The 12,203-nt window shown below is 72.7% G+C and carries 10 protein-coding genes; 3 read left to right on the top strand and 7 right to left on the bottom strand.

Features of this window, described 5'->3' with window-relative positions; all coding sequences use genetic code 11:
- The first annotated feature begins 523 nt into the window (after positions 1-523).
- A complete protein-coding gene (locus tag ACZ66Z_RS18850; RefSeq protein WP_469935259.1) occupies positions 524-1,264 on the top strand; it encodes a peptidoglycan recognition protein family protein in 741 nt (246 codons plus the stop codon).
- Positions 1,265-1,364: 100 nt separating this feature from the next.
- Here ACZ66Z_RS18850 and ACZ66Z_RS18845 read toward each other — a convergent pair whose 3' ends face one another.
- Positions 1,365-3,656, bottom strand: a complete 2,292-nt coding sequence (locus ACZ66Z_RS18845; RefSeq protein ID WP_469935258.1) for a glycosyltransferase — start codon at positions 3,654-3,656, stop codon at positions 1,365-1,367.
- Between the two features lie 164 nt (positions 3,657-3,820).
- Here ACZ66Z_RS18845 and ACZ66Z_RS18840 point away from each other — a divergent pair, with 164 nt between their 5' ends.
- Entirely contained in the window at positions 3,821-5,203 is a 1,383-nt protein-coding gene (locus ACZ66Z_RS18840) for a glycosyltransferase (RefSeq protein WP_469935257.1), read from the top strand.
- 45 nt (positions 5,204-5,248) lie between these two features.
- Here the strand turns inward: ACZ66Z_RS18840 and ACZ66Z_RS18835 are convergent, their stop codons facing one another.
- Positions 5,249-5,428 (bottom strand): hypothetical protein, encoded by a 180-nt coding sequence (locus ACZ66Z_RS18835; protein WP_469935256.1) that lies wholly within the window; start codon positions 5,426-5,428, stop codon positions 5,249-5,251.
- Positions 5,429-5,784: 356 nt separating this feature from the next.
- Here ACZ66Z_RS18835 and ACZ66Z_RS18830 point away from each other — a divergent pair, with 356 nt between their 5' ends.
- Positions 5,785-6,660: a MurR/RpiR family transcriptional regulator gene (locus ACZ66Z_RS18830; protein ID WP_469935255.1), complete on the top strand. Its 876-nt coding sequence runs from the start codon at positions 5,785-5,787 to the stop codon at positions 6,658-6,660.
- Positions 6,661-6,721: 61 nt separating this feature from the next.
- Here ACZ66Z_RS18830 and ACZ66Z_RS18825 read toward each other — a convergent pair whose 3' ends face one another.
- From ACZ66Z_RS18825 to ACZ66Z_RS18805, 5 genes are all read right to left on the bottom strand, one after another.
- Positions 6,722-7,675 (bottom strand): ABC transporter substrate-binding protein, encoded by a 954-nt coding sequence (locus ACZ66Z_RS18825; protein WP_469935254.1) that lies wholly within the window; start codon positions 7,673-7,675, stop codon positions 6,722-6,724.
- A gap of 162 nt (positions 7,676-7,837) precedes the next feature.
- Positions 7,838-9,127 carry a cyanophycinase gene (locus ACZ66Z_RS18820; RefSeq protein WP_469935253.1) on the bottom strand — a complete coding sequence of 430 codons (1,290 nt, stop codon included), beginning with the start codon at positions 9,125-9,127 and terminating at the stop codon, positions 7,838-7,840.
- A 138-nt stretch (positions 9,128-9,265) separates the two neighbouring features.
- Positions 9,266-10,483 (bottom strand): M20 family metallopeptidase, encoded by a 1,218-nt coding sequence (locus tag ACZ66Z_RS18815; RefSeq protein WP_469935252.1) that lies wholly within the window; start codon positions 10,481-10,483, stop codon positions 9,266-9,268.
- A complete protein-coding gene (locus tag ACZ66Z_RS18810; protein ID WP_469935251.1) occupies positions 10,480-11,244 on the bottom strand; it encodes an amino acid ABC transporter ATP-binding protein in 765 nt (254 codons plus the stop codon). The genes ACZ66Z_RS18815 and ACZ66Z_RS18810 overlap by 4 nt, the downstream gene beginning before the upstream one ends.
- Entirely contained in the window at positions 11,241-12,203 is a 963-nt protein-coding gene (locus ACZ66Z_RS18805) for an amino acid ABC transporter permease (RefSeq protein WP_469935250.1), read from the bottom strand. Before ACZ66Z_RS18805 ends, ACZ66Z_RS18810 begins: the two co-directional genes overlap by 4 nt.

Here is a 12,203-nt window from a genome sequence, read left to right as displayed (position 1 = left end):
GGAGCCCCGCAGTGGAAGTCCGGCGCGGGCAACGTCTACGCCGACGAGGGCAACCACTGGGACGTGACCTTCTACAACTGCGGCGGCTGCTGACCGCCGTTCCCTCCGCCCGGTGACCCCGTGACGGGTCACCGGGCTCCGGAGCCGACATGCGCGTGGAGTGCGTGCACGAGAAGCCCGACCGCGCGCAAAATGCACTCTTCGACACAGAGTGCACCACTGCGCCGCTCTTGTGCCCGAAGAACCGCGACCGACTCGTTTCACCTGGAGGACCGTTGACCCGAGAGATCTCCCGCCGCGTCGTGCTGCTGGCGGCAGCCGGCAGCACACTCGTGCTGCCCGTCGTCCGCTCCGGAACCGCGCACGCCTCCACCCCTCTTCCGCCGGGGAGCGGCGAACACCCGATCGTGACGAACCCCCGTGATCCCGGGGCGGTCTACGGCTCCGACGCCGCACGGAACGCGCACGCGGAACCGTTGAACGCCGCCGTCGGCTGTGCCGTGGGCCGTGGGGGGCGTCGCTGATGGCCGTCTTCGTCACCCGTGCCCAATGGGGCGCTCGAACGTCCACGGGCGTCAGCGGCAGCATCACCCCGGAACAGGGCGGCGTGGTCGTCCACCACGTCGACGCGGTGAAGGTGGCCGAGGCCGACCACGCCGACTGTGCCGCGCAGGTGAGGGGCATCCAGAACTTCCACATGGACTCCAACGGCTGGGCGGACATCGCCTACAGCCATCTCGCCTGCGTCCACGGCTACCTCTTCCAGGGGCGTGGCGAGAACGTTCGTACCGCCGCCCAGGGCACCACGCAGGGCAACGACGACTGGTACGCGGTCTGCGCGCTCACAGGGGGCACCGGCAGCGACTACGACGTCATCACGGCCGGGCTGATCGACGCGATCCGGTACGGGATCAACCGCCTGAGGGTGTCGGGCGGTGCCGCGCAGGCCATCACCGGCCATCGTGACCACCACGCGACCGACTGCCCGGGAAAGCTGTACGCCCGGGTCCTCAGCGGCGAGGTCAACCCCGGCGGCGGCCCCCTGCCCCATCCCGGGGTCGGTTTCCGTCAGCCCCCGGCCACCGTGCACGCGAGCGTGGCGACCTGGCAGTACCGGATGAACAGCGCGCACGGCTACTCCCTCACCGTGGACGGCCAGTACGGACCGGGCTCCGACGCGGCGTGCCGCAGTTTCCAGTCGAGCAGGGGTCTGAGCGTGGACGGCGTCGTCGGACCGGCCACGTGGGGCGCCGCTTTCGCCTAGTGCCGTGCCGGGCTGATGAGGACACCGTGTGCGGTGTCCTCATCAGGATGGGGGAGGGACCCGGATCGTCGAGGCCTCGCACCCGTCGGACCGAAAGCGTTCACGTCTCCTCGTTCGGGGCCGGCCACCCGACGGACGGGTCCTTCACTCGGGGAAGCGGCGACGTGCCTCGTCCGGCGAAGGCTTTTCGGGCCCGTCCGGAGGTCTGCCACGGCGCACCGCCTCCGGCGCCACGGCTCCTGATCCGGATCCGCCGACCGGCCGGTGCGTCCGCGTTCGGCAGGGGATCCGTCACATCCGGCGCGGCGCCGTCCCGGGGGTCTCCTCCCCTTCCACGGGTGCGGGGCGCCACGGCCGCGTAGTGGCCGGCCAGGGCCTGCGCCATGGCGTTCGAGGAGTAGGTGGAACGGACGAGGCCCCGGGCGCTGCGCGCCATCGCGGCCGCCGCCCCGTCGTCGACCCGGAGCAGCCTGCGCAGGCCCTCGCCGAGCGTCCGGGCGCAGGAGGTGTCGATCAGCAGGCCGTTGAGGCCGTCGACGAGGTAGTGCGGGACGCCGCCGCGCACGGGACCGGCGACGAGGAGTCCGGCCTCCATGGCTTCGAGCACCGCGAGCCCGAACTCCTCCTTCGCGCTCGGACACACGTACCGCGCGCGGAACCCGCGCGAGGGGGCGGCGAGTCGACGTTCCAGCGCGCGCACGTCGGCGTTGGCGAGAGCGGGCAGGAGGATCAGGCGCTCCGCCGCCCCGGGAGCGGCGGCGACGGCCCGGTCGACGCGTGCGCGCATCGCGCGTTCGACGGGATCGTCGTCCGACGGGCTGCCGCCGACGCACACGAGGACCGACTCCCGGAAAGCCCCCGATGCGATCCAGGCGCGCACGAGGACGTCCTGCTGTTTGACGGGGTGCAGCCGACCGACGGTGAGCAGCACCGTGGGCGTGCGTGACCGGACCGCTCCGGCCGTGGCGTCGATGCGGGCGTCGACGGCCGCGAGCAGGGACTCGCTCCGTCGGACGGCGTCCGCCGGAGGCCGGTACGGCGGGATGCCCTCGGGCGGCGCGTCGGGAACGGGTCCGTCGGCACGGCCGGCCAACTGCGGGAAGTGGAGGAGCAGTTCGTCCGCCCCTCCGCCGGGCCCCGCGATGCCGACGACACGGTCGGCCCGGTCGACCAGCCGGTCCGCGACGAACACCCGGTGCAGGTCCTGCCGGAGCGCGTCCGGATCCGCGCCGGGCGCGTCGTGCCGCTCCGTCATCTGGCGGTGCGGGTCCGGCGTGGCGGTGAAGACCAGGGCCGCGCCCGAGCGGCGGGCCGCTTCGGCGAGGGCGAGCGAGCCGTCGTCGGCGTAGCGGACGTGGAGCACGTCGACGGGTCGGCCCAGCGAGCCGAGCAGTCGGGTCGCCCACCAGGCCAACGCCTCGCGGTGCCGCCCCAGCTCCTCGGGCCGGACCTGCCGGGGGCTGTCGACGGGGAGCCTGAGCACCCAGTGCCGACGGTCGCGACGGTGCAGGAGGACCGGATCGGCCTCGAGTTCCGGGACGGAGGCCGTCACGACGGTGAGGACGCCCGCGACGCGGTCGGTCTCCGCGAGGGCGTCGCCGAGGGAGCCCAGCAGGACGCCGAGGCCACCGCTGAGCCCCTCGCCCGGCCGGTCCAGGTGCCCCATGAGCATGGACTGGGCGACGAGCGTCCCGGGGCGGAGCCCCGTGTTCTCGGGGGCGGCCGGGGAAGCCGGGGCCCGCAGGGCCTCGCGGAGCAGACGCTCGTAGGCGTCCGCGGGGCGGGACCCGGGTGTGGTGCGGGCGTCGGCACCGGGCAGGAGGAGCGGGCCGTCGTACGTGGCGAGGAGACGCCAGGCCGCGTGGCGTACGGCCCGTTCGCGCGCGTGCGCCAGCCGGAGCAGTTCGGGCCGCGCGAGGGGGACGAGGGACTCCGCCGCGGCGAGGTCGAGCAGGATCGCGACGAGGTGCGGGCGCCGGGCGGCGTGGAGGCCACGCCGTACGGCGGCCGCGGCACGCGCCGTCCCGTGGCGTCGGACGGTGTCCGGCCAGGCGTCGAAGACGGCCGCGCGGGTGTGGTCGCCGGCGGCGAGGAGCCGTACGCACGTCTCGGGAGGCGGTGCGCCGCCCGCCCGTATGCGGTGTCGCAGTCCTGCCAGGGCGAGGTCCCCGGAGGTCGCGGCGGCGGGGGTGCCGGCGGGTGCGTCGTCGGGGTGGTACTCGGCCCGGACGAGTTCGGCGAACAGGTTCGGCGAGGCGGCGCGCCACCCCGGGGAAGGACGGGGCGTTCGCCTCCAGTGGGCGGCCCTGGCCGCCACGAACGGATCGGACGTCCCGGTCGGGCGGCCCCGGGGGGTGCGGTCGACGGGCACGGCGGGATCGGGGCGTTTCATCGGAACTCCTCGACGACGGGTCGGCACGGAGTGGTTCGCCGACGGTCCGGGACGTGGATGCACGGGCCTCTCGGCAGGGGCACCGGCCCCGGGACGGCCGCTCCCGCCCTCCCGCGGCATGCGCGTGCGCATCCGCCGGACGGCGGGCGGGGGAAGGCACCGGCATGAAGCACTCGCGTCCCGGTGCCACCGGAACCCGCCGGCCACGCGTCGTGGTCGTCAGTCCTCCGTTCCTCTCGCACGCCCAGCCCCTGTCCGTGCTGGCGGGAGCGCTCTCCCGGGCGGGCTGCGACGCGTACGTGGCGAGCGCGCCGCCCTTCGCCCCGCTCGCGGAGGCGGCGGGGGTGCGGTTCGTCCCGCTGACCGTCACGCGGAACGCGAACACCGGCGTCGCCCGGAACACCCGGCAGGGGGCCCGCGAGGCGGAGCGGCTGGAGGAGTTCCTCGCCTCCACCCGGGACGGGGCCGTCGCGGCGCTGCTCACCCAGGCACGACACCGCGGCGAGGACCTGTTGGCGGACCCGTCGGTCGTTCTGGCGGGGCTGCGGGAGCTGCACGCCCGTCTGTCACCCGACTGGTACGTGGTCGACCAGCTGAGCTACCCGGTGACACTGGCGCTGCACTGCCTCGGCCTTCCGTACGCCACCTTCTGCCCCGGGCACCCGACCTACGTGCCGCACGCGCCGGAGGCCCTCTTCGGCGTCCCCCACGCGTGGCCCCGGGCGGTCCGCCCCGACGGGGGACACCTCGCCGAACTGCGGCGCGCGGCGGAGGCCGCCGAGGAGGCGTTCACCGAACGGTTCGCCCGGGTCGCGCGTGCTCACGCCCCCGCCGCCCCGGCTCCCGGACGTGCCTTCGCGCTCGCTTCGCCCCACGCGGTGGCGTTCAACTACCCGTCCTTCCCGTGGCTTCCGGAACGCCCCGGGGGCACGGCGGAGTTCTTCTACGGAGGGCACTGCTCGCCCGCCGGGGAGCCGAGCCCCGGTGAGGCGTGGGAGGAGGTGGTGCGTCGGCTCGGAACGGCCCGTCGCCGGCTGGTGCTCGTGGCCCTCGGCACCTTCCTGTCCGCCCGCGACGACGTGCTGGCCGTACTCGTGCGCGGAATCCGGTCCCGCGTCCCCGACGCCGCGGTGGTGGTCGCCGCGGGCGACCGCGCGGCGGCCCTCGCCCCGTTGGCGGGGCCGGACGTGCACATCGCGGACGTCGTGCCGCAGCGGTGGCTGCTGGGGAGGGCCGACGCGATGGTGCACCACGGCGGGAACAACTCCTTCACGGAGTGCGTGGTCTCGGGAACTCCGGCGCTGGTCCTGCCCTTCTCCAGCGACCAGTTCTCCATCGCGCACGACGCGGAGAGGGCTCGGCTCGCCCTCTGCCTCGACCCGTCCCGGCTGACCCCGCACGCGGCCGGAGGGGCTCTGCGGCGCCTGCTGGCGGAGGTGCCGGCCGGTCTGCCGCGCTGGACGGACGAGGTCCGGCGCCGGGGGCCGGACTGGATGGCCCGGAAGTTGGCGCGGGCCATGGCCCCGGCGACCGGCGCCCGTCCGTGAGGAGCTCCCCGTCGCCGGCGCCGTCGCCCTCGCAGAAGGTCCTCGTCAGAAGCCGAAGATCCGGAACAGGAAGAAGAGTCCGCCGAGGACGGCACCGAAGAGGACGAGGGAGACCCAGACCATCGGGTGGTCCCAGATGCCGCCGTCGGCGCGTTCGGGGTGGGCCGACGAGGTGCTGCCCTCCACGGGCGGGGTCTCCTCAGGAGGTACGAACGGCACGCTCATGATCGCTCCCTGGGTGTGTGCGGCGGTCCGAGGCCGCCGGGTCTCCACCGTCTCCCACCACCGCCGTCACCGCGAGACGCATCGATCGTGCGTCGATAAGCGACGCGAAGGACGGGGCTCCCCCGGTGGCGCGACATCCGGCCGTGCGGCGTCCGGGGGCCGTCCGCACGAACGCTCCGGAAGGCGCCCGCACCGCAGGCGCGCCCGGTCGTCGGACCGTGAGACTGTCCAGATCTCGTAATAGGCGATACATTTACGCCCTGAAACTCCATGATCTGAAACACGGGAGGCCGGATGGCACGCCCCCGAGGACTGTGCGCGGCCTTCGGAGATCTCCCGCCGCAGAAGGGAAATCCATGAGCCCCACGCTGGCCGACGAGATCCGCAGTCGGCTCGGAGAGCTGAGTCCTGCCGAACGCAAGGTCGCGCGGGTCCTGCTGGCGGGCTACCCCGCCGCGGTCTTCGAGACGGTCGCCACGATCGCGGATCGGGCCGGCGTTTCGGCGCCCACGGTGCTGCGGTGCGCGTCGCGGCTGGGCTTCAAGGGCTTTCCCGATCTGCAGGCGGCCCTCCGCTCGGAGCTCGACGCCCGCAACGCCTCGCCGATCACCCTCTACACGGCCACGGAGACGTCGGAGCGGGAGACGACGGCCCCGCCGAGGTCCGCGGCCACCCCTCTCGGCGAGCGCTCGGCCCTCGTGCAGCAGGCGGTCTCCCAGACCTTCGAGGAGGTGGCCCAGCACGAGTTCGAGGAGGCGGTGGGCCTTCTCGGCGACCCCAAGCGCCGGGTGCACCTGGCGGGAGGAAGGTTCACGCACCTTCTGGCCGAGTACCTGGGCCTGCATCTGATGCAGTTCCGCGACCAGGTGAGCCTCCTGCCGCACAAGGACGTGGAGCGGACGTCCTTCCTCACGCAGCTCGCCCGACGCGACGTCACCGTGCTCTTCGACTACCGGCGTTACGAGGCCGACAAGACGCTCATCGCCGAACTGGCCAGGGAACGCGGCGGCAAGGTCATCGTGTTCACCGACCCGTGGCTCTCGCCCGCCGCCGCCCACGCGGACGTCGTCCTCATCACCCAGGTGTCCTCGGACTCCCCCTACGACAGCCTGACACCCGCCCTGGCGGTCGTCGAGTCGGTCGTCGCCGCCGTCCTCGACCGGATCGGCGGCGACGGCCACGAGCGGATGAAGGAGGCCGAGGGGATCGCCCGGCGCACCGGCCTCCTGTGAGCGGCCCTCCGCGCGGACCCCGGACGGCCGGGGTCCGCGCGGAGGGTTCCCCCGGCACGGGTCAGTCGAGGGCTCCGTTGACGGTCGCCTCCGCGATCCCGATTCCGGGGACCCGGTACTTCGTGAGGATCTTGCGGTACGAGCCGTCGTCCATGAGGGACTGCAGGGCCGCCCGGACGGCTTCCTTGAGGCCCGGGTGGTCCTTGGACACCCCGATCCCCATCGGGGAGGCGCTGTACTCTCCCACCGCCTCACGTCCCGTCACCGTGGAGAACGACGTGCCGCCGTCCGCGGTGGAGGCGACGTACGCGGCCGTGACCTCGTCCAGGTAGTCGGCGACGACCTTGCCGCTCCGGAGGGCCAGCTGGGCCTCGGAGTCCTTCGAGAAGGCGAGGATCTCGATGGGCCGGAGGTGCTTCGCCCTGCAGAGTTCCTGACGCTGCTGAAGGAGCTTCTGATGGTTGGTGCCGGTCTGCACTCCGACCGGCTTTCCGCACACGTCCGTCACGACCGCGATGTTCTCGGGGTTGCCCTTCCTGACGAGCCAGCCGGGGCCGGCGTTCAGGTAGTCGACGAAGTCCACGGACTTCTGTCGGGCCTTCTTGTCCGTCATGGCCGACATGACGGCGTCGAACTTCCCCGCTTGTACCGCGGGCAGGATCCCGTCGAACTTCTGCGCCGTGAAGACGAACCCGACACCGAGGCGAGCCCCTACGGCCTGACCGAGGTCGTGGTCGATTCCGGTGATCCGCTTGCTCCCCTCCTCGGCGTACATCTCGAAGGGGGGATAAGGAACGTCGGTGGCGACACGGACGGCGCCTTCGGCACGGATGTCCGCGGGGAGCATGGCGTAGAGCTCGGGGTCCGGCTTGATCGTGAGGTCGGGCAGGACGGTCACGGGGCCGGCCATCCGGGGCCGGGCGGGGGACGAGGCCTCGGACTGGGTGCCGCATCCGGAGGCGAGCAGCGTCAGCAGGGCGGCGGAGACGGCCGTGGTGCGGGAGCGGACGGACATGGGGCGGCCTTTCTCGGGGGTGACGGGCGGGCGACGAGGCGGTTCAGCGGCGTCTCGCCCGGAACGGGCGGGCGGCGGCGGAGCGGTTCTCGCGGCTGACGGACGGGTGCCGGTGCCGGCGGAGCGCCGGGGGAAGGGTGGCGTCCCCCGGCGCTCGGCCGATCACCGCGGCGCGATGTCGATCCGCAGCCCGATGAGGGTCCGGGCGCCGGTTCCGTCGTCGGTGAAGGCTGCGAACCCCCGGGCCTTGGTGAAGGTCACGGTGAACCGCGGTCCGGTCTCGAAGGTCGTCGCCGTGGCGCTGTCCTGTGCTCGGGTCGACGCGAGCGCACGGGCGGTGGTGCGGAAGGAGTAGGGGGTGCCGTCCGGGTCGGCGGCCGAGTGGAAGACGTCGGTGTTGGCCGGCACGGGGGTCGTGGCAGCGGGGATCAGGGGCTGCTTGCCCGGGTGGACGCGCGGTGTCCAGGTGCGGGCGTCGTACTGGTCCCCGTCGGTGAGGTAGCTGTACCGGGCCCGGCGGAGGGACCAGCCGTTCGCGGAGTCGTGTGCGCGGGCGTCGCGCAGATCGAGGACGGCGACGCCGTTCGGGCCGAGGACCGTCACGTGCTCACGCTCGCTGCCGGGCCGGTCGACGACCAGGGCGGTGTTCTCCTCCAGGGCGTAGACGCGGTCGTGGCCGGTGTCGGAGGCGAGGCGCAGCGCCCGGCCTTCGCGCCCGTAGGCGCCGGTGTGGGTGTCGACGAGCCCGGAGCGGAGGAAGCCGAACCCGCCCCGGGGGAGGTATCCGAGGCGGGTCGGGTCGTCGAAGTAGCCGGGTGCGCTGCCGTCCCGGAGCGCCTCGTAGGACTCGCCGCCGCTGACCATGTCGGGGCCGGAGGCGATCTGGGCGCCCGCGGAGGATCCGGACACCACGGCCCCGTGGGCGAGCTTGGCGCGGATGGCGGCGAGGACCTTGGAGTCCTCGTGTCCGTCTCCGCGCAGGAGGGTGGTGACGTAGCGGTACTGGTCGCCTCCCCCGAAGAAGAAGCCGGTCATGGAGTCGACCTGCGCGACGACGGCGTCCGAGTCGGCGTCGGCCACGTGGTCGATGTCGAGGGGGATCCACTGGGCGTCCGCGGCGCCGTGGCGCTTGAAGAGGTCGGCGTAGTAGGCGCCGTTGCAGGCGGAGTTGCTGCACAGGTCGGGATCGCCGGCGTGGGGGTCCTGGCTTTCGGGCACGGAGGCGGCGGTGATGACGCCGATGCGGGCGTGCGGCCCGCCCGCCCGCTTGATGATCTCGCCGTAGACCTGGGTGTTGCCCTCCTTCAGTGCTCCGCCGATCAGCACGAGGGATCCGGCCTGGTTCCGGGCCGGTCGGGAGTCGGCACTCGCGGGGGAGGCCGCGGTGAGGAGGGCCACGGCAAGGCCGCAGGCGAGGACGGTGCGGCGTGCTGGAGCGGAAGGTGCGCGCATGATGCCTCCGGGGGCGGGAGAGGGGTCGACGGGCTCGGGTGTCCGGCGTGCGGTACGAGCCCGTGTCGGTCGGGCTGGGTCGTCGAGCGCGCGGGCGGAGGGAGGCGGACCTTCCCTCCGCCCGCGTGTCGACGCCGCTCAGGTGGTGCCGATGTCGCCGAGGGAGACGATCAGGTCAGCGAGCAGGGCGACGCGCTGGGGGACGCTGGTGGTGTCGAGCCACTCCTGGGGCGTGTGGTCCGCGCCTCCGACGGGTCCCAGGCCGTCCAGGACCGGAACTCCCGTTCCGGCGATGAGGTTGGCGTCCCCCACTCCTCCGGTCGCGGCGGCACCGAGATCGATGCCGGCTGCGCGGGCCGCGCGGCGCGCGTGGTCGAACATCCGTCGGGAAGCGGGGATGTCCTCCATGGGAGGGCAGAGGTCGAGCTGCTCGACCTCGACGGTGACGCCGGGGACGCCCGGGTGGTCTGCGGCTTCCCGGATGGCCCGGGTCACGCGCTGGATGTCGGCCGTCGTGGCGGCGCGGACCTCGATGCGGAGTTCGGCGTCGGGGCAGACGATGTTGGCGCGGGTGCCGGCCCGGACGACGCCGACGTTGACCGTCACGTCGTCCCAATGACCGTTGAGGGCCTGGAGCGCGACGGTCAAGTGGGCGGCGGCGAGGGCGGCGTTGGCTCCGCGTTCCGGTTCGATGCCTGCGTGCGCCGCCCGGCCGGTGACCGTGAGGCGGAAGTCCGCGACGCCCTTGCGCGCGATGACCAGGTCGCCGTTCTCCCGGGCGCATTCGAGGCCGAGCCCGTAGTGCATGTCCCTGGCGGTGTTCTCGATCAGGGTGCGGCTGGCGGGGGAGCCGATCTCCTCGTCGGGGGTGGCGAGGAAGACCAACTCGGCGTAGGCGTCCGTGCCGCACTCCCCGAGGATCTCCAGAGCGGTGAGGCCCGCGAGCAGACCGCCCTTGTCGTCGCTCACCCCGGGGCCGTACGCCGTGGAGCCGTCGACGCGGAAGGGACGGGCGGCTGCGGTGCCGTCCTCGAAGACGGTGTCCATGTGGCCGGCGAGGAGAATCCTGCGTCCTCCTGCCGCCTCGGGAAGGCCGCCGCGTCTGCGTCCGACGAGGGCGTCACCGGCCCGGCGCCCGTCGGCGGTCGCCGGGAAGCGGACGCGTTCGACGTCGAACCCGATCTTTTCGAGTCGGCGCTCGACCCAGTCGGCGACCTTGTCCACGCCCTCGGCGCTGTAGGAACCGGAGTCGATGGAGACGAGCTGCTCCAGATCGTGCAGGTAGTCGTGGCGGCGGGCCCGGGCCAGGCCGAGGAAGTGGTCGAGCCCGTCCTGCCGGCGGGTGGGGGCGCTCACAGGACCTTGGACAGGAAGGCGCGGGTGCGTTCCTGCTCCGGGTCGACGAGCACCCCTCGGGGGTCCCCCGCCTCCACCACGACGCCCTCGTCCATGAAGACGGCGGTGTCGCCGACCTCGCGGGCGAAGCCGATCTCATGGGTGACGACGACCATGGTCATGCCGTCGGCCGCGAGTTGCCGCATGACGTCCAGGACGTCTCCGACGAGCTCGGGGTCGAGGGCGGAGGTCGGCTCGTCGAAGAGCATCAGCTTGGGCTTCATGGCCAGCGCGCGGGCGATCGCGACCCGCTGTTGCTGGCCGCCGGAGAGCTGGGCGGGGTAGTGACCGGCCCGGTCGCCGAGTCCGACCTGTGCGAGCAGGTCCTGCGCCTGGTCACGGGCGTCGCCCTTGGAGACCGACCCGACCTTCACGGGGGCTTCCATGACGTTCTCGAGGGCGGTCATGTGCGGGAAGAGGTTGAACCGCTGGAAGACCATGCCGATGTCCCGTCGGCGGTCCGCGACCTCGCGTTCACGCAGCTCGTGGAGCTTGTCGCCCTGCTGGCGGTAGCCGACGAGCTCGCCGTCGACGGTGAGCCGGCCTCCGTCGACCTTCTCCAGGTGGTTGATGCAGCGCAGGAAGGTGGACTTGCCCGAGCCGGAGGGGCCGAGGAGGCAACAGACCTGGCCGCGTTCCACGGTGAGGTCGATGCCCTTGAGGACCTCCAGTCTCCCGAAGCGCTTGCGTACGCCTTCGGCGCGCACCATGGGGGTGCTCATCGGTTCTGCTCCTTGCTGTTCTTGCCGAGCCGCTCCGCGGTTCCGCCGAGGAGGCGCCGGAACGGCGAGACGTGTCCGGCGCGGGTGGTGCCGCGGCCGTAGCGCCGTTCCAGCCACGCCTGGGGCACGCTGAGGAGGGTGACGAGGGCCAGGTACCAGATGCTGGCCACGACCAGCATGGGGATGACCTGGTAGTTCTGGGCGTAGACGTCCTGGATGTTGGACATCAGGTCGTGGGCGGAGATGACCGAGACCAGTGCGGTCATCTTGAGCATGTTGATGGTCTCGTTGCCCATCGGCGGGATGATCACGCGCATCGCCTGGGGCAGCACGATCCGGCGCATGGTGAGTGCGGGTCGCATGCCCAGCGAGTGCGCGGCCTCCGCCTGGCCGGGGTCGACGGACTGGATGCCGGCGCGGACGATCTCGGAGGCGTAGGCGGCTTCGTTCAGCCCGAGGGCGAGCAGGGCCGCGATCGCCGGTGTCAGCAGGGAGTTGGTCTCGGCCTGGAAGAACGTGACGTCGGTGAAGGGGATGCCGATCTTCACGTACTTGTAGAGCGCCGCGGCGTATCCCCAGAAGATGATCTGGACGAGCAGGGGGGTGCCGCGGAAGACCCAGACGAAGGCGTTGGCCAGGCCGTACAGCACGGGGCTGGAGGAGAGCCGCATGACGGCGATCAGCGTTCCCAGCCCCAGGCCGAGGAGCATGGCGGCGGCGGTCAGCCAGAGCGTGGTGGTCAGACCGTCGAAGATGAGGTCGGCGAAGAGGTGGTCGCCGACGACGTCCCAGTGCAGGTTGTCGTTCTTCGCCAGCGATCCGATCAGTCCGACCAGGGCGAGCAGTGAGGCGACGGCGGCGATCCAGCGCCCGTAGTTGCGGACGGCGACGATCTCCAGATCGCGCGTGCTCGTCGCGCCGGTGGCCGTGTGGTCGGCGGGGGACTTGGTGTCGATCAT

The sequence above is a fragment of the Streptomyces sp. NPDC107498 genome (assembly GCF_055582805.1).
This window is presented reverse-complemented; position numbering and strand designations above follow the sequence as displayed.